At 57.6% G+C, this 18,494-nt stretch carries 14 protein-coding genes, 1 pseudogene and 1 riboswitch; of the genes and pseudogenes, 12 read left to right on the forward strand and 3 right to left on the reverse strand.

Going from position 1 to position 18,494, the window contains the following annotated elements; all coding sequences use genetic code 11:
• Window position 1 precedes the first annotated feature (1 nt).
• Window positions 2–1,054: a linear amide C-N hydrolase gene (locus FPZ52_RS18555; protein WP_240804558.1), complete on the reverse strand. Its 1,053-nt coding sequence runs from the start codon at window positions 1,052–1,054 to the stop codon at window positions 2–4.
• Window positions 1,055–2,116: 1,062 nt separating this feature from the next.
• A riboswitch (cobalamin riboswitch) is annotated at window positions 2,117–2,310 on the forward strand.
• An 86-nt stretch (window positions 2,311–2,396) separates the two neighbouring features.
• On the opposite strand from FPZ52_RS18555, the gene nrdH reads away from it, so the two are divergent.
• The 6 genes and pseudogenes from nrdH to FPZ52_RS18585 all read left to right on the forward strand — a co-directional run bounded on the left by nrdH (window position 2,397) and on the right by FPZ52_RS18585 (window position 8,775).
• A complete protein-coding gene (nrdH, locus tag FPZ52_RS18560) occupies window positions 2,397–2,618 on the forward strand; it encodes a glutaredoxin-like protein NrdH (protein WP_146367077.1) in 222 nt (73 codons plus the stop codon).
• 4 nt (window positions 2,619–2,622) lie between these two features.
• Window positions 2,623–3,039: a class Ib ribonucleoside-diphosphate reductase assembly flavoprotein NrdI gene (nrdI, locus tag FPZ52_RS18565; protein WP_146367078.1), complete on the forward strand. Its 417-nt coding sequence runs from the start codon at window positions 2,623–2,625 to the stop codon at window positions 3,037–3,039.
• Window positions 3,009–5,159: a class 1b ribonucleoside-diphosphate reductase subunit alpha gene (gene nrdE / locus FPZ52_RS18570; protein WP_146367079.1), complete on the forward strand. Its 2,151-nt coding sequence runs from the start codon at window positions 3,009–3,011 to the stop codon at window positions 5,157–5,159. The genes nrdI and nrdE overlap by 31 nt, the downstream gene beginning before the upstream one ends.
• 122 nt (window positions 5,160–5,281) lie before the next feature.
• Window positions 5,282–6,251: pseudogene (gene nrdF, locus FPZ52_RS18575) on the forward strand (class 1b ribonucleoside-diphosphate reductase subunit beta).
• 314 nt (window positions 6,252–6,565) lie between these two features.
• Window positions 6,566–6,727: a GNAT family protein gene (locus tag FPZ52_RS19525; protein WP_338052831.1), complete on the forward strand. Its 162-nt coding sequence runs from the start codon at window positions 6,566–6,568 to the stop codon at window positions 6,725–6,727.
• 191 nt (window positions 6,728–6,918) lie between these two features.
• Window positions 6,919–8,775: an ABC transporter ATP-binding protein gene (locus tag FPZ52_RS18585; protein WP_146367080.1), complete on the forward strand. Its 1,857-nt coding sequence runs from the start codon at window positions 6,919–6,921 to the stop codon at window positions 8,773–8,775.
• Window positions 8,776–8,805: 30 nt separating this feature from the next.
• Here FPZ52_RS18585 and FPZ52_RS18590 read toward each other — a convergent pair whose 3' ends face one another.
• Together FPZ52_RS18590 and FPZ52_RS18595 are read right to left on the reverse strand one after the other, a co-directional pair.
• The gene (locus FPZ52_RS18590) at window positions 8,806–9,990 is read right to left on the reverse strand and encodes an OpgC family protein (RefSeq protein WP_146367081.1); all 1,185 of its coding nucleotides are present in this window, start codon (window positions 9,988–9,990) and stop codon (window positions 8,806–8,808) included.
• A 125-nt stretch (window positions 9,991–10,115) separates the two neighbouring features.
• Complete coding sequence (locus FPZ52_RS18595; RefSeq protein WP_146367082.1) at window positions 10,116–10,670, reverse strand: LuxR C-terminal-related transcriptional regulator; 555 nt, start codon at window positions 10,668–10,670, stop codon at window positions 10,116–10,118.
• Window positions 10,671–10,754: 84 nt separating this feature from the next.
• On the opposite strand from FPZ52_RS18595, the gene FPZ52_RS18600 reads away from it, so the two are divergent.
• Genes FPZ52_RS18600 through FPZ52_RS18625 form a run of 6 tightly spaced genes read left to right on the forward strand, consistent with a single transcriptional unit; the run spans window position 10,755 to window position 18,486 of the window.
• Window positions 10,755–12,050, forward strand: coding sequence for an acetylornithine deacetylase/succinyl-diaminopimelate desuccinylase family protein (locus FPZ52_RS18600; protein ID WP_205758646.1), 1,296 nt, complete (start codon window positions 10,755–10,757; stop codon window positions 12,048–12,050).
• A gap of 50 nt (window positions 12,051–12,100) precedes the next feature.
• Window positions 12,101–13,585, forward strand: coding sequence for an ABC transporter substrate-binding protein (locus tag FPZ52_RS18605; protein WP_146367083.1), 1,485 nt, complete (start codon window positions 12,101–12,103; stop codon window positions 13,583–13,585).
• A 52-nt stretch (window positions 13,586–13,637) separates the two neighbouring features.
• A complete protein-coding gene (locus FPZ52_RS18610; RefSeq protein ID WP_146367084.1) occupies window positions 13,638–14,585 on the forward strand; it encodes an ABC transporter permease in 948 nt (315 codons plus the stop codon).
• On the forward strand, window positions 14,585–15,430 hold the full coding sequence (locus tag FPZ52_RS18615; RefSeq protein ID WP_146367157.1) for an ABC transporter permease: 846 nt from the start codon (window positions 14,585–14,587) through the stop codon (window positions 15,428–15,430). The genes FPZ52_RS18610 and FPZ52_RS18615 overlap by 1 nt, the downstream gene beginning before the upstream one ends.
• On the forward strand, window positions 15,430–17,016 hold the full coding sequence (locus FPZ52_RS18620) for an ABC transporter ATP-binding protein (RefSeq protein WP_146367085.1): 1,587 nt from the start codon (window positions 15,430–15,432) through the stop codon (window positions 17,014–17,016). The genes FPZ52_RS18615 and FPZ52_RS18620 overlap by 1 nt, the downstream gene beginning before the upstream one ends.
• Before the next feature lie 15 nt (window positions 17,017–17,031).
• Entirely contained in the window at window positions 17,032–18,486 is a 1,455-nt protein-coding gene (locus tag FPZ52_RS18625) for an aldehyde dehydrogenase family protein (protein ID WP_146367086.1), read from the forward strand.
• Window positions 18,487–18,494 lie beyond the last annotated feature (8 nt).

Genomic DNA, 18,494 nt, shown 5'->3' on the forward strand with positions numbered 1-18,494 from the left:
ACTAAGGCCCCAGGAAATCGAAAGGCTCGGTTTCGACAAAGCTGTCATTGGCCAACCCCGAATAGGTCATCGTTTGCTGTGGCCCCAGTTCCAAACGCATCACCTTGCCCGTCTCGGGCGCAAAATCGAACTTCTTCAGATCCACCCAGAATGTGTTGGGCGTCAGTGCGGATTCAAAAAAATACAGCAGCCGCTTGTGATCCGCGACAGTACGCCAGCGCGTCGAAGAAATGTTGGGCTCATCCGGCGTCGTGATCCCGAAGGGAACCGAAGCATTCCGGATCACACCGAACACACTTGCGATGGTCTCGATCGGATTCTCGGTCTTGGGAATCGCATTCACATAGAATGACGCCCGCGCGAACCGATCCGAAGCGCGATTGGTGCCGGGTAGCATAACAGTGCCGCCGATCTGTCGCCAATAGGATTCGAGCGCCAGTTGCTGCTCGAAGATCGGGGAATTGGTCATCACCTGGTACTCACGGCTATGGTGGATGACCTGTTCGCCGTTGATGTATTCCACAATCGCGCTGTCGCCTGTCTTGTCGGAAATCGAAAGGTGCAAGGTTGCCAGACGATCCTCGCCGGGTACGGCATCCGTCACGATGGTAAATGGCTCGGCCTCCAACGCAGCAACAGTTTCTTGAACGGTCGCAAAGTTATCCAGCACGTATTGCGCCCAGGCGGCGATACTCAGACCTGTCTGGCTGCCGTCGAATTCGGGGTAGTCGGATTCGACCAGCCATAGAATGTTGGCGACCAGCCCCGCCTCATTCATCCCGTCAGTGGTGGCCAAGTCATAGGCAGAGGCAATGACACTGCCATATTTGACACTGCCATATTTGGACGTCCATTCGATCGAGTTCAGGCCGGCCTCGCCATTGCGTTCCATCCCTCGAGGAAAGACCCACAGATTGGTGCCGATATCCGACTTCCAGTCCATCGAGCGCGCCGTGATGATCTGCTCGTCAGCCCCAAGATAGACAAAGCGCGTACAGGCATCGGCGATGCCCGCTGCAAGAGTGCTCGTGACTAGCGCGGCTGAGATCAGCATCGTGCGAAGGCGGTGGTCTCGGAATGTCATGGCCATCTCTCATAGAGAACGTATGGGGGTGTAACCGACGCCTGCATGCACCCCATAGCAATGCCGATGCCCAGCAACACAAGAAAACCCTAGCAGCCGATGCAAAGAAAGGGCAAGTTAAAGAAGATTACGGTTTCTCGGTCGTGTGGGAGAACTCAATCAAAGAAACAATACCTCGCCTCCGGGCTTTACCATGCCGCAGACCGATCGACCTACGAAAGCGAATCCAGAAATTCCGCTGCAACCCAATAGACAGGTCATATTCGTTGGAGCTGAAGGCCGATATCCCGCTTTGCGCCCATTCGCCTGACACTTCACCGAAAGAAGTCGAGGCGTTGATGCTGTAACCGCCCCCGACGGCATCGATTTGCCAAGGTGGGGTCGCAACAATCCATTTTGGGATGCGGTCATGTCAGAAGTTACTACAGTCGGACTGGCTCCGTATCTCGGAATTGGCCCCATCGATCATCAGGTTGATTGAGGCATCGCCCGCCTGATCATCGTGGAAGGACACGGCCCTGTGTCTTTGTTGTAACTGTAGCTACCACTTGTCGCCTGTCCTTGGATCAGCACAATGCCTTCTTCGGGAAGCGACTAATGCTCGTGAAATCAGTGGACCCGTCCGAAGAACCACCGCCACATGCCGTGAGGAGCGCGATGGCGCTGACGCATATTGCGGATTTCGGACTGATTACGGCTCTCGTCGGTAAGATCCCTCACTACCCTGTTTTTTTACTATGCTATCGGACACAGGGAGTAGGGCGGCGAATACGCAGCCGAACCGACCGCACCACGACGGAAGCCACTTACCCAACGCCATCAAAACAACGTGAAGGCAAATACGGCGGCAACAGGCATTTACCCAGTAAGATTTGGTTAACAGCCCATTCTTGCCGTAGAGGCAGTTGTAGAAAATCATCCGCACCGCCTCCTTTGCGTTAAAAACAAGACACTGGTGGATCACATTCACTTTTCCACAGATGTTTTCCCAGATGTGAATAACTATATATTGACAGTAGCCGTCAGTTTGGCACTAAATGGGGGTGTTCTGGTTCCCGCGATTCAGCCTCGGGTGAAGAGGGAAGCCGGTGTAATTCCGGCGCTGCCCCCGCAACTGTAAGCGGCAAGCCAAGGTCCGAATATCCACTGGTGTATCTGCACCGGGAAGGAGGGCCAAGGCGTCCGAGCCGCGCAGTCAGGAGACCTGCCAGGACGACGAAAGACCATCACGGGCGGAGGGTCCGCGGATGAGTGCCGGCAGTGAAAGGCCGCTCCGTCTGTGTCTCTGCCAACAACCCTTGGGGACGCGCGCATGACGATAACCGTTTATTCCAAACCCGCCTGTGTACAATGCACGGCCACGACCCGTGCGCTGGACAGCAAAGGTCTTGAGTATGATGTTATCGATCTGACCCAAGATGCCGGCGCAATGGATCATGTCCAGTCGCTCGGTTATCGTCAGGCACCTGTTGTTATCGCCGACAATGATCACTGGGCGGGTTTTCGCCCCGACAAGATCGGCGCATTGAGCTGACGCCATGGGCGGGCTTTTCTACTTCTCCAGCCCGTCCGGCAACACCCACCGCTTCATCTCGCGGCTGGGCCTTTCGGCCTGCCGGATTCCATATCGTGCCTCGGAAGAGATGATCGCGGTGGATCGGCCCTTCGTCCTTATCAGCCCGACCTATTCGGACGGTGAAGGACGGGGGGCCGTACACAAACAGGTGATCCGCTTTCTCAATAATGCGGACACCCGCAAAAACCTCCGTGGTATCATCGCCACGGGCAACCGCAATTTCGGGCAATACTTTGCCCATGCGGGCGATGTCATATCTGCCAAATGCGGCGTCCCCCTGCTCTATAGGTTCGAGCTGTCGGGGACGGAAACCGACATCGCGCGCGTTCGTGCAGGATTGGACAAGTTTTGGACACGGCAACCCTTGAGCGCCCAGTAGCGCAGACCGAAGAGTTGGACTACCACGCGCTGAACGCGATGCTGAATCTCTATGACCCCGAGGGGAAGATCCAGTTCGATGCTGACAGGCGCGCTGCGCGGCAGTATTTCTTACAGCACGTCAATCAGAACACGGTGTTCTTCCATTCGCTGGACGAGAAGCTCGGCTATCTCGTGTCGGAAGGCTATTATGAAAAAGAAGTGCTCGACCAGTACAGCCGCGACTTCGTCCGCAAGATCTGGGACGCGGCCTACACGAAGAAGTTTCGCTTTCCGACGTTTCTTGGTGCGTTCAAATACTACACCAGCTACACGCTGAAGACGTTTGACGGGAAGCGCTACCTCGAACGTTACGAGGATCGCGTTGTCATGGTCGCGCTGGCGTTGGCGCAGGGTGACAAGAAACTGGCCATGCGGTTGATGGAGGAAATCATCGCGGGCCGGTTCCAACCAGCGACTCCGACTTTCCTGAACGCAGGCAAGAAGCAACGCGGCGAACTTATCTCCTGTTTCCTTCTGCGCCTCGAAGACAATATGGAAAGCATAGGTCGCGGGATCAACTCGGCGCTTCAATTGTCCAAGCGCGGCGGCGGCGTTGCCCTGATGTTGACCAACATCCGCGAATCCGGAGCCCCCATCAAAGGCATCGAGAACCAGTCATCGGGCGTGATCCCGGTGATGAAGCTGCTGGAAGACAGCTTTTCCTACGCAAACCAACTCGGTGCGCGACAAGGCGCGGGCGCGGTTTACCTGAATGCACACCATCCCGACATTTTGCGCTTTCTCGACACAAAACGCGAGAATGCCGACGAGAAAATCCGGATCAAAACGCTGTCGCTTGGCGTCGTCATTCCGGACATCACCTTCGAGTTGGCGAAGAAGAACGAAGACATGTATCTCTTCTCACCGCATGACATCGAAAAGGTTTATGGCCTGCCCTTCTCGGAAATCTCTGTGACCGAGAAGTACGACGAGATGGTCGACAACCCCAAGATTCGGAAGAAGAAGATCAACGCGCGGGCATTCTTCCAGACCATCGCGGAAATCCAGTTTGAATCCGGCTACCCCTATATCCTGTTCGAGGACACCGCCAACCGTGCCAATCCGGTTCAGGGTCGGATCAACATGTCCAACCTATGCTCGGAAATCCTGCAGGTGAACGAGGCATCCGAATTCAACGACGATCTTAGCTATAAGCACCTGGGTACGGACATCTCATGCAACCTTGGCTCACTCAACATCGCCAGAACGATGGATGGCGGCGATATAGGTGCGACGGTCGAGACCGCGATCCGCGCTCTGAATGCTGTGTCTGAAATGTCAGCGATCGACAGCGTGCCCTCCGTGCGTCGTGGAAATGACGAAAGTCACGCGATCGGCTTGGGCCAGATGAACCTGCATGGCTTTCTTGCGCGCGAACACATCCACTATGGCAGCAAAGAAGGTGTGGATTTCACAAACATCTATTTCGCGACGGTGCTCTATCACTGCCTGCGCGCCTCGAACGCCATCGCTAGGGAACGCAAGCAGACATTCAAGGGTTTCAAGAAGTCGAAGTACGCCGACGGCACATTCTTCGACAAATACACTGAGCAGGACTGGTTGCCGGAAACCGACCGCGTGCGCGAGTTGTTCGACAAATTGGGTGTTGCCGTTCCAACACGTAACGATTGGGCAGAGCTGAAGTCCGCCGTGATGAAGCACGGCATCTTCAACCGTAACCTCCAGGCCGTGCCGCCGACCGGCTCGATCAGCTATATCAACAACTCGACGTCCTCGATCCACCCGATCACCTCAAAGATCGAGATCCGCAAGGAAGGTAAGATCGGACGCGTCTACTACCCGGCCGCGTTCATGAACAACGAAAACCTCGAATACTACCGTGACGCGTATGAAATCGGGCCCGAGGCGATCATTGACACTTATGCGGCCGCAACTCAGCACGTGGATCAAGGTCTTTCCCTGACGCTGTTCTTCAAGGACACGGCAACCACCCGAGATATCAACCGCGCGCAAATCTACGCGTGGAAGAAGGGCATCAAGACCATCTACTACATCCGCCTGCGCCAGATGGCCCTGGAAGGGACCGAAGTGCAGGGTTGTGTGAGCTGCTCACTCTAAGTTTCCCCAAGCGCCGGACCGCCCCAAGGGTCCGGCGCGAAATTTCCCTTGCAGGACAGGCGTGATATGATCCATGCGCCGCGACCTGCTCCGCGCGCTGAAAGGCTCTGCTCGTGAAAGACATGATCGAACCCCGCACCGTCCCCCACGCCGTCAACTGGAACCGACTGCACGACGACAAGGATCTCGAAATCTGGAACCGACTGACAGTCAATTTCTGGCTGCCGGAAAAGGTGCCGCTATCCAACGACATCCAGAGCTGGGCCACGCTGACCGAGCAGGAAAAGCAACTGACGATTCGTGTTTTCACCGGCCTGACCCTGCTGGATACGATCCAGAACACCGTTGGCGCCCCTGCCCTGATGCCCGACGCCGTCACCCCCCATGAAGAAGCGGTTCTGACGAATATCGCCTTCATGGAAGCCGTTCACGCGCGCAGTTATTCGTCTGTTTTTTCTACGCTTTGCCAGACGCAGGAAGTTGACGAAGCCTTCCGCTGGGCCGATGAAAATCCGCAGCTTCAGCAGAAATCCCGGCTGATCCTGGACGAATACAAGGCTACTGAATCCCCGCTGAAGAAAAAGATCGCCAGCGTGTTTCTGGAAAGCTTCCTGTTCTATTCGGGCTTCTACCTGCCGATGCACTGGTCGAGCCGGGCCAAGCTGACCAACACGGCCGACCTGATCCGCCTGATTATCCGGGATGAGGCGGTTCACGGCTACTACATCGGCTACAAGTACCAGCGTGGGCTTGAACGCTTGTCGGAAGCCGAACGGGCGGAGCTCAAGGATTTTGCCTTCTCGCTGATGTTCGAACTCTACGAGGTTGAAACCCGTTACACCGAGGACCTGTATGATAACCTCGGCCTGACCGAAGACGTCAAACCACTTCCTGCATTACAACGCGAACAAGGCGCTCATGAACCTAGGATACGAGGCGCTGTTCCCCGATCAGGTCTGCCAGGTGAACCCGGCGATCATGGCATCGCTGTCGCCAAACGCCGATGAGAACCACGACTTCTTCTCAGGTTCTGGCTCCTCCTACGTGATCGGCAAAGCCGTCGCAACCGAAGACGACGATTGGGATTTCTGAGATCCGGAAAATGGCGATCGAGATTGAGTTTCGAGAAGCATACCGCGATGAAGTTCCTCAGGTCGTAGCGCTGTTGGTGGATGATGAACTGGGTCGTGGACGCGAAGGACAGAACCTTTCGGTCTATTTCGACGCGTTCGACGCCATGTCGCGCGAAACCGGAAACCGCGTCTATGTGGGTATCATGGACGATAAGGTCGTAGCCACCTACCAGTTGACAGCCATCAGCGGCCTATCGCGAACAGCCACCCGCCGCGCCCAGATCGAAGGTTGTGCGGGTGGCGTCATCATTACGAGGCACTGGAGTGGGGCGCATGCTTCTGGCAGATGCCGAACAGCGTGCGCGAGATGCCGGATGCGCCCTGATGCAGCTGACCAGCGATCGACAGCGCGAGACAGCACACAAGTTCTATGAAACCGCTGGCTATACGCCCAGCCACACCGGTTTCAAGAAACCGCTTTTCGCTGACGAATAGTCCGTTCGAAGTTTTTTGTCCCAAGGGGGTGACGCAAGGAAATTTCGCGGCTATAGAAATTGCGACTCATAGTGGAGGACTCTTGATGAGGCATTACCGCACGACCATCTTGCTGACACCGGCAGCGCCGTACCGGGCTGCCCGCGCAGTCCATCCTTTTCAAGACAATCAGATCCCCGCGGAGGGGCACTATGCTTCGAAATCTAGAAAATCTTGTCGACCCGTTTGCTGCGTATGAGGAAGAAACGCCGCCGAAAGAGCTGCGTAAGTTCCTGATATCCCATCTTCTTCCGTTCAAGAAGGTGCTGCTAGCGATTGCAGCGGTGGGACTAATCGCCGCGCTGACGGAAACCGCGCTGATCTACTATTCGGGTCGCGTCATCGACCTGATGACCAGCGCCGGGCGCGACGCATTCTGGAACCGCCACGCGATCGAGCTCCTTCTGGCCGCGGTGCTGATCCTGATCCTGCGCCCGCTTGCAGTATCGCTGAACTTCGCACTGCTGTTCCGTGCCTACTCGACCAATATGGTGGCGCAGGCGCGCTGGCGCTCACACAAGCACATGCTGGGTCAATCGGTCGGCTTCTTCCAGAACGACTTCGCCGGACGTCTTGCAAACCGCGTGATGAACATGGGCTATGCGGTCGAGGACAGCGTATTCCTGATGTTCGAGGGATTCTGGCACGCGGCGATCTTCGTGATGGGCACTCTGTTCGTGCTCAGCCGGATGGATATGCGTCTGGTCATCCCGCTGCTGCTGTGGATCGGGCTGTATCTGTGGTTCGTTCTATGGCTGGCCCCGCGGATCGGTCGCGCATCTGAAAAGCTGAGCCACGCGAATTCGGCCGTTACCGCTCGCGTGGTTGACGCATATACCAACATAGAAACGGTCAAGCTGTTCGCGCATGCGGAGCGGGAAGAAACCTACGCTCGCAACGCCATGTCGCGGCACCGGCTGCGGTTCTCGCGGATTCTGCGGCTGTTCTCGGTGATGATGACAGGCATCGCGGGCGTCAACGCGCTGGCCGTTCTATTGTTGGTTGGCCCCGCCATTTGGTTATGGTCAATCGGCAGCCTGAGCATCGGACAGGTGTCCACTGCGGTTGCGCTGACGGTGCGGTTGAACGCGATGACCGGGTGGATCATGTGGCTGACCGTTCGGATTTTCGAGCATTTCGGTGTGATCCGCGAAGGCCTGGAAAGCATTGCGCAGCCCCAGACCGTTACCAATACCGACGACGCGACGACACTCAAGGTGCGCAAGGCCGAAATCCGCTACGACAACCTCAGCCACCACTACGGCAAGGGCAAAGGCGGGCTGGATCACATCAATCTGGTCATCCCCGACGGACAGAAGGTCGGCTTGGTCGGGCGCTCCGGCGCGGGTAAGTCGTCGCTGGTCAACCTGCTGCTGCGTTTCCGCGACGCCGAAAGCGGTCGGGTGTTGATCGACGGGCAAGACATTTCGCTGGTCACACAGGAAAGCCTGCGCAAGCAGATCGGCATGGTCACGCAGGACAGTTCCCTGCTGCATCGGTCGGTGCGGGACAACATCCTGTATGGTCGGCCCGACGCGACCGAAGCGCAAATGATCGAAGCCGCAAAGCGAGCCGAAGCGCATGACTTCATCCAGCAACTTGCCGACCCCAAGGGTCGCACGGGATACAACGCGCATGTCGGTGAACGGGGTGTAAAACTGTCGGGTGGCCAGCGCCAGCGGATTGCTTTGGCGCGGGTCATCCTGAAGGACGCGCCTATCCTTGTGCTGGACGAAGCGACCTCTGCGCTCGATTCCGAGGTGGAGGCAAGCATCCAGCAAACGCTCTATGGCGTGATGCAGGGCAAGACGGTGATCGCGATTGCGCACCGCCTGTCAACCATCGCCCAGATGGACCGTATCATCGTGATGGAGGCCGGACGCATCGCCGAAGACGGCACGCATGAGGAATTGCTGGCACAAGGTGGTCTCTATGCGAGCTTCTGGAATCGGCAGTCAGGCGGGTTTCTTGATGCCGATCCCGAACACCTGTCAGATCACGTGGCATAACGACAGGGGGCTTACCCGCCCTCTGTCAATTCAGCGACCATCCAGCGCAGCGCGCACAGCGTTCCGCCAGGGCTGAGCTTTCAGGTAGGCCACAAAATATGCGGTCAAAGAAAGCAATGCGATGCCCAACACATTGACGACCAGTGCCTGCAACACACCCCTCCCCATGACATCCAGCAAAACCCCCATCAACCGCGACAACACCATCGACGTCATGAACACCGCTAAAGTTTGCTGGCCGACCTTACTGACAACGGGTGTCACCCGATCACGTATAGGACCACCTAGCAAACGGCTTCCCATCGGTCCTACGGCAGCCCACGCAAGATAAGCCAAGCTAAGAAAATGGATATATCGCAAAATTCCCTGGTCGGTCTTGGACAGCAGGATCCACCATTCCTTCCGCCACGCCCGGATTTCTGCGAACATCCCAACGGTCTCGTGCCACGCCAAGGGCAATGATATCACCACCACCGCGCAGGCGATCGCGATCATTGCGCGGCTTTTGGGCGGCTTGGGAATCCAACCTGCCATCAAACCGAACCCCGTGAAAAAGACGAGTTGCCAGGCAAAAGGGTTGAAGAACCACTGCCGCTCGCTGCCTCTGGAAAACCAGTATTCCGCTGGAAGCTCCAACCCACCGGCCGTCACGTAAGCCCACAGACACAGGCTAGCCATAATCACGAGTTTCGGACTGATCTGCGCCAGCAACATCATCGGCGGAACCAATCCCAGAATGACGAAATACATTGGCAAGATGTCAAAGTAATTCGGCACATAAGTCATGGTCATCAAGCCAATCATGTTACGTCCCGTTTCACGGATGAAGGGATACAGATTCAATGCATCCACGTAATCTTTCTCGAACCAGCCCGTCTGATTCAGGACCAGCATCGTAAAGAGGGCCACGAAGAAAACACCCAGATGCGCCCAGTAAATCTGCCACATCCTCAATAGGATGCGCAAAGTGCCCATCCACCAACCCGCGTACTGGAAGATCGTGCCAAAGGCGATAGCCGAAGCCATGCCCGAACAGAACACGAAGATTTCCGCGGCATCGGAAAACCCGAAACGTGATGGCGTCCATAAAGCCCATGGGTTGGACGGAACGTGCGACAGAAGAATGACATACATTGCTACGCCGCGAAAGAAATCGAGCCGTGGATCGCGTGTGCGAGATGGCGGCTTGCGTTCAGGGGATGCTTGTTGCGTCATATATTGTTGTCTTGCCCAAAAAACCTTGCCTCGGCCGAAGCCATCAGACCAACTACGGCATTGTCAGCGGTAGGTTTAGCCCCGATTTACGTATCGGATGAAATTCGCCAGTTCGCGCCATCAAGTTACAATTCTATATTCGTCAAACGGTTCAGAAGTTCCGCAGCATTGTGCACACCGAACTTCCGAAGCAGTCGTGCCCGAACATCTTCAATCGTTCGCGGCGACAAGCCAAGATCCCCGGCAATTTGCTTGCTGGTCATTCCTTGCATCAACAACATCACGACGTCTCGTTCCCTCGGCGTCAGATTAACGCGCGTTGGCGCGTCGGCAAGCATCGAGTAGCTCAGTACGGTCCGTGCCAGAGGCGCTTCCGGTGTCAGCGATCGTGCTCGGAAACGGCACCAGATGGCACTTCCGTCTTTCCGCCTTAGAATACGCAGATCAGAATACACTTTCTGCCGCCGCAGCGCCGCCAATCCAATGTCGCGTACCTGCGCAAACTCTTCGTCACTGTCGTATAGCTGGCGAAAACTCTGCCCCACCAGTTCTTCAACCGAGAACCCGCTCAAGTCTGCAAAAGTTTGATTGCAGGCTCGGACAACTCGATCTTCTGTCAAGACGAGTCCGACAGGAGCGCTGTCGAAAGCAAGATGTGCAAGCGTGTCGAACGTTGTCATGTAGTGTACCGTGGTTATACGGTATTGCTACCGTATTTTCTTGACGTCATGCTACCCCCTCCAAGCAAATCACGCGGGCAGGCGATGGCGAAAATCACTGAATTCTCGACCAAACTCATGGATCGGATTGACCGGAAGCGGGACGACCTGATCGCGTTGACGCAAGATCTTGTTCGTATCCCGACACTTAACCCGCCGGGCGAAAACTATCGCGAGATCTGCGAGTATCTGCGAGACCGGCTAGCCTCTCGCGGGTTTGACGTGGAATTGGTGCGCGGCGAGGGAACACCAGGCGACAGCGACAAATATCCCCGTTGGAACGTGATCGCACGTTACGAAGGTACGCAAGTCGGCGAATGCGTACATTTCAATTCTCATATCGATGTAGTTGATGTTGGTGCTGGTTGGACAACGGACCCGTTCGGCGGCGAATTGAAAGACGGCAAGATTTACGGTCGCGGCACCTGTGACATGAAAGGGGGCTTGGCCGCTTCGATCATCGCGGCGGAAGCATTCCTTGAAATCTGTCCAGACTTCACCGGTGCCATCGAAATTTCCGGAACTGCAGATGAGGAATCCGGAGGATATGGCGGTGTCGCCTACCTTGCCGAGAAAGGGTACTTCTCGCCCGAGCGCGTTCAGCACGTCATCATCCCCGAGCCACTGCAGAAGGACCGGATCTGTCTCGGTCATCGAGGTGTGTATTGGGCTGAAATCGAAACACATGGCGAAATAGCACATGGATCAATGCCGTTTCTCGGAGACTGCGCCGTACGCCATATGGGGGCCGTCCTGCACGAGATGGAGGCATCCCTCTATCCCCAACTGGCGCAGAAGCGCACGGAAATGCCCGTTGTTCCCGAAGGCGCGCGCCAATCGACGATGAACATCAATTCGATCCATGGCGGACAGGCAGAGCAGGAAACTGACTTCACCGGCCTGCCCTCGCCATGCGTGCCCGACAGCTGCCGCGTCATCGTGGACCGACGTTTCCTGATCGAAGAAGATGTCGAAGACGTCGCGCAAGAACTGCGCACCGTGCTGGAAACCGTGAAACATCAGCGCCAGAACTTCCGCTACGACATGCGCGAATTGTTCCGCGTCATCCCAAGCATGACCGACAAGAACGCCCCCGTGGTCACCAGTGTCGCCAAGGCCATTGGCGACGTGATGGGCAAGCAGCCCGAGTACGTCGTCTCACCCGGTACCTATGATCAGAAGCACATCGACCGCATCGGCAAGCTCAAGAACTGCATCGCCTATGGCCCCGGCCTTCTGGAAATGGCACATAAGCCTGATGAATTTGTCGGAGTTGACGACATGATCGATTCAGCCAAAGTGATGGGGCAAAGCCTGATCGATCTGCTCAAACCACAGTAAGAGTCCGATCAATCGGGCCACAACACGGGAACCAACAGGGGATAGCCCAGATGAATAACCTTCTCAGAACGTCGGCCTTCGCCTCGTCATTCGCCTTGCTTGCAGGCCTCGGCGCCGCACAGGCGGCCGGCGATGTCACCGTTGGTCTGCAGCTGGAGCCGCCGCATCTTGACCCGACCGGCGCCGCAGCCGGTGCGATTGATCAGGTGCTGTATTCCAATGTCTTCGAGGGGCTGACCCGTTTCGGTCCTGACGGGTCGGTCGATCCCGGTCTGGCCGAAAGCTGGGAAATCTCTGAGGACGGCACGGAATACACCTTTCATCTGCACGAAGGCGTGACATTTCACGACGGCACAGATCTGACCGCCGAGGACGTTGTATTCACCTTGGATCGCGCTCGCGCAGAAGAATCTGCTAACGCACAGAAGGCGCTGTTTGAGGGGATCGAAAGCGTCGAAGCCGTGGATTCGCTGACCGTGAAAGTTACTCTCAGCGAGCCGGATGGATCCTTCTTGTTCAACATGGCATGGGGTGACGCCGTGATCGTCGCTCCGGAAAGCATCGAGGACATCAAGTCCAATCCCATTGGCACCGGCGCATTCAAGTTTTCCGACTGGACACAGGGCGACAGCATCGACCTGGTGAAAAACCCCGACTACTGGGGCACGCCTGCGGCACTGGACACAGCGACTTTCAAGTTCATCTCGGACCCATCCGCCGCCTTCGCGGCCGTGATGGCCGAGGATGTAGATGCCTTCTACTCCTATCCTGCGCCTGAAAACCTCGCGAATTTCGAAGCCGACCCACGCTTTCGCGTGCTCGTGGGATCGACCGAGGGCGAAACGATCCTGGCCATGAACAACGGCGCGGAGCCCTTCAACGATCCCAAGGTGCGTGAGGCTGTAGCCCATGCGATTGATCGTAGCGCGCTGATCGACGGTGCGATGTTCGGCTATGGCGAGCCCATCGGCACGCATTTCGCACCGCACAACCCCGACTATGTCGACCTGACCGAGCAGTCGAATTACGATCCTGAAAGGTCCAAACAATTGCTGGAAGAAGCGGGCTACGGCGACGGGTTTACCACGACGTTGAAACTGCCGCCGCCCTCTTACGCCCGGCGCGGCGGCGAGATCATCGCCGCCCAGCTTCGTGAGGTTGGAATCGAGACTGAAATCACCAATGTCGAATGGGCGCAGTGGCTGGAAAACGTGTTCAACGGCAAGGATTTCGGCCTGACAATCGTGTCGCACACCGAACCGATGGATATCGGAATCTACGCGCGTCCCGACTACTATTTCCAATACGACAACCCCGATTTCCAGCAGGTGATCGAGACACTGACCGCCACCGCCGATCCGGAAGGCCGCAGCAAGTTATGGCAACAGGCTCAACAGATTATCGCGGATGATTATGTGAACGGATACCTGTTTCAGCTGCCGCTGATGAGCGTGGTCAAAACGGGTCTGGAAGGCATCTGGGCGGACGCACCGACCCAAGCCGTCGATCTGACCGCCGTCCATTGGGCCGAATGATCCCTGGTCCCGGCGCTATGGCCGCCGGGACATCCCCTAACAGCGATACAGCATGATCCGATACACCCTGAAACGTCTGCAATCGCTGATCATCAGCCTGATTGTCGCGAGCATCGTGATTTTCGCAGCGATTGAGATCGTACCCGGTGACCCGGCAAGCTTCATGTTGGGCGTGAACGCGCAGCCCGATACGGTCGCCGCCTTGCGTGAACAACTCGGCCTCGATGTCCCGTTATATCAGCGATACCTGAACTGGATCGGCGGAATGCTGACAGGTGATTTCGGTGTCTCCTATACCTATCGGACACCGGTTTCCGACATTATTGGCGAACGGCTGTGGATATCACTTCCGCTCGCCCTCTATGCTCTTTCACTGACCGTTCTGGTCGCGTTTCCAGTTGGCATTCTGGCCGCATCCCGTCGCGGGTCGGCCACGGATGTCACGGTGATGGGGGCCACGCAATTGGGCGTGGCGATCCCCAACTTCTGGTTCGCAATGCTGATGGTGCTGGTCTTTGCCATCAATTTACGCTGGTTCTCGGCAGGCGGATTTCCCGGTTGGGACGCAGGGTTTTGGGTCGCCTTGAAGGCCCTCACCCTACCGGCTATCGCGCTGGCCCTGCCACAGGCCTCGATCCTTGCGCGAGTCATGCGATCATCGCTTTTGGACACCCTGTCCGAAGACTACATCCGCACCTGCCGGGCAAAGGGGCTGACCCGAAAACAGGCGTTGTGGCGGCATGCGCTGCGCAATGCGCTCATTCCGGTTCTGACCATCGTCGGGCTGCAATTCTCGTTCCTTCTGGCAGGCGCGATCATCATCGAGAACGTCTTCTTCCTGCCCGGTCTCGGACGGCTTGTGTTCCAGAGCATTTCTCAACGTGACCTGATCGTTGTTGAAAGCGTAGTGATGATGCTGGTCTTTGCTGTGATCGTCGTGAATTTCGCGGTCGACCTGGCCTATGCGTGGGTCGATCCGCGCCTTCGGGGGCGGCAGTGATGCAGGATATCGCCATCGCGCGCGCCGTTTTCAGATCTCGCGGCCTGATGATCGGGCTGACACTGACCCTGATCTTTGCCGGGGCTGCCCTGCTTTCCTTCGCCTGGACACCTTTCGACGTCACCAAGATCGATGTTGCTTCCAAACTCCAGCCACCTTCCATGTTGCATTGGTTCGGCACGGATCATTTTGGACGCGACATCTTTTCCATGATCATGGTGGGCGCGCGCACTTCCATTGCCGTAGCACTCGTCGCGGTAGGGATCGGGATGGGGATTGGCGTGCCGCTTGGCCTGACAGCCGCCGCCAGGCGCGGCAGTTTCCTTGATGAGTTCATCATGCGGGGCAATGATCTGGTCTTCGCCTTTCCATCGCTGCTGATTGCCATCCTGATCACTGCCATCTTCGGCCCGTCTGCTGTGAACGCGATCATCGCGATCGGCATCTTTAACATCCCCGTCTTCGCCCGCGTTACACGCGGGGCCGCGCTGTCGCTGTGGAAACTCGACTACATCCTCGCCGCGCGCGTCGCGGGAAAGGGTGCCACCCGTATCTCCGCCGAGCATATCCTGCCAAACGTAATGAACCTGCTGATCGTGCAGGGAACCATCCAGTTTTCGATGGGCATACTCGCCGAGGCGTCGCTCAGCTATGTAGGGCTTGGCGCACAGCCTCCAACTCCGAGCTGGGGACGGATGCTTGCCGAAAGCCAAACGATGATCTCGCTTGCACCACATATGGCGATCTTCCCCGGCCTCGCCATTGTGCTGACCGTGCTGGGCCTGAACCTTGCCGGCGACGGGTTGCGCGACCTTCTCGACCCCAAGATCCGAAAGGCCCGCTGATGAGCCTGCTCGACATCCGCAACCTGTCCTTGTCCATACACGGCTACCCCATCTTGCGGGACGTTTCGCTGTCGATAGCACCCGGCGAAGTGATGGGCGTGATCGGGGAAAGCGGCTCGGGCAAATCGATGACCGCTTTCAGCGTCATGCAACTTCTACCCGATGGTGCGCGGGTGAGCGGTGAGATCCTGCTTGAAGATCGCAACCTCCTCGAGCTGAATGAACCGTCCCTGTGCAGAATGCGCGGGCGCGACATCGGCATGGTGTTTCAGGAACCCATGACCGCGCTGAACCCGGTCAAGACGATTGGCGATCAGGTGGCTGAAACGATCCGCATCCATGAACCCAAGACCTCTCGCGCAGATGCACTGCGGCGCGCACAGGATGCGCTGGAGCGGTGCGAGCTTCCCACCGACCGCTTTCCGCTCAGCCGATACCCGCACGAATTGTCCGGCGGGCAGCGGCAGCGCGTCGTCATTGCCATGGCCATTGCGCTGCAACCCAAGCTGCTGATCGCGGATGAACCAACAACGGCACTTGATGTGACCACTCAGGCACAAATTCTTACGCTATTGCGGCGGCTGGTGGATGAAGACGGCATGGGCCTGATGATGATCACCCATGATCTGGCCGTTGTGTCAGATCTTGCCGACCGGATCACAATCATGCTGAACGGCGAGGTGGTCGAGGCGGGCGACGCAAAGATGCTCTACCGCCAAATGACGCACCCCTACACCAAAGCGCTGTTTGCAGCCTCCGCGCATCAGCCGGACCGGCAGGAGCATCTCGCTGAAGACACGCTTCTGAGCGTTCGCAATGTCGTGCGCGAATACGATACGCCTCGCTCCGGATGGTTTGGCAAGCACGGCACTTTCCGCGCTGTCAAAGGGGTCAGCTTTGACCTGAAACGGGGCGAAAGTCTTGGGCTGGTCGGTGAAAGCGGCTGCGGTAAATCCACCCTGACCCGTGCGATTCTGGGGCTAGAAGACGTGCAGGCGGGCGAGATCACTCTGGACGACGAACCTGTCTTCACGCATGGAAATGCCAGCCGTTCCGTCCGGCGCAAGATGCAGGTCGTGTTTCAGGATCCCTACGGTTCCTTTAATCCGCGTCACAAGGTTGGGCGGCTGGTGACGGAGCCTTTCCACCTGCTGGACAACCCGCCGACAGGGACCGCGCGCGACGCGGCCATCGCAGAGGCCCTGACCAGCGTTGGTTTGTCTCCCGATGACCGAAACAGGTACATCCACGAGTTTTCGGGAGGGCAGCGCCAGCGCATTGCCATAGCGCGCGCACTGATCATCAAGCCCGAATTGATCATTCTGGACGAAGCCGTGTCCGCACTCGATGTGTCGATCCGGGCTCAGATACTCGATCTTCTGGCAGATTTGTCGGCGCAGTTCGACCTGAGCTACCTGTTCATTTCTCATGATCTGTCCGTGGTGCGATCGATTACGGATCGCGTGCTCGTGATGCAGGCAGGCGAGTTTGTCGAACAGGGTGAGACCGAGCAGGTCTTTACCACTCCACAACACCCCTACACACAAAAGCTGTTGACGGCGGCCCCTGTTCTGCCTGCCGCTTGACGATAAGGATACCTGATGCCCCTACCCGATCTTTGGTTTGCACCATCCCTTTGCTTCATCGACAGTCAGTGGCGAAAGGCTGAATCTGGCGACACGCTGCCGATCTTTGATCCCTCGACGGGCGAAGAGATCGGTGCAATCGCAAAAGGCGGCGCTGCGGATATCGACCAAGCCGTCAACGCAGCCGAACGCTCGCGACAGGGTGACTGGGGCCGCATGACAGCACCAGAGCGCGGGCGCGTCTTGGCCCGCATCGGTCAAATCGTGCTGGAACGCGTCGACGCCCTGGCCCGGATCGAAGCGACCGATGTTGGCAAGCCGCTGAAACAGGCCAAGGCCGACGCCGTCGCTCTTGCGCGATACATGGAGTTCTACGCAGGCGCAGCAGACAAGCTCCATGGACAAACGATCCCCTATCTGGATGGCTACACCGTCTACACGCTGCGCGAGCCACACGGCGTGACAGGGCACATCATCCCGTGGAACTATCCCATGCAGATCATCGGGCGCTCGGTCGGGGCGGCGCTGGCCACGGGTAACGCCGCCGTTCTGAAACCCGCCGAAGAGGCCTGTCTGACCGCACTTGCCTTCGCGGACATTGCCCGCGAAGCTGGGCTGCCGGCAGGCGCATTGAACGTCGTTCCGGGTCTGGGAGAGGAAGCTGGGGCCGCGCTATCATCGCATCCGGGCATCCATCACATTTCATTCACCGGCTCCGTTGGCGTCGGCAAGCTGATCCAGTCGACCGCATCGCAAAACGTCGTTCCGGTCACGTTGGAGCTTGGCGGCAAGTCCCCGCAGCTTGTGTTTGATGATGCCGATCTAGATGCGGCGCTGCCATTTCTGGTAAATGCTGGCATCCAAAACGCGGGCCAGACCTGCTCCGCATCGTCACGGATCTTGGTTCAACGCGGGGTCTATAACGAGGTGATGTCGCGCATGGCTGAGCACTACAGCGCGTTGCGGGTTGGCCCAGCGATGGCCGATCTCGATGTGGGACCGTTGATTTCCGCGAAGCAGAAAAAGATCGTTTCCAGTTTTCTCGAACAGGGCGGCCAGTTGGAGATGGTCGCAAAGGGCCGGATCATGGACGATGCCCCGAGCGACGGCAACTACATCGCGCCGCATCTGTTCGCGGGCGTTTCGCCCGACCACGCGCTGGCGCAGGACGAGATTTTCGGCCCGGTGCAAGTGGTCATTCCGTTTCAGGATGAATCAGACGCGGTAGCCATCGCCAACGGCACCAAGTTCGGGCTGGTCGCGTCCGTCTGGACACGCGACGGGGCACGGCAAATGCGGCTGGCGCGGGCATTGCGGTCAGGACAGGTTTTTTTGAACAATTACGGTGCGGGTGGCGGGGTAGAGCTGCCCTTTGGCGGCACCGGCCTGTCCGGTCACGGTCGCGAGAAAGGGTTCGAAGCGCTCTACGGCTTCACAACGCTCAAAACCGTCGCTGCACTTCACGGGTAGGAGGACAA

The organism is Qingshengfaniella alkalisoli (assembly GCF_007855645.1).
Classification (GTDB): domain Bacteria; phylum Pseudomonadota; class Alphaproteobacteria; order Rhodobacterales; family Rhodobacteraceae; genus Qingshengfaniella; species Qingshengfaniella alkalisoli.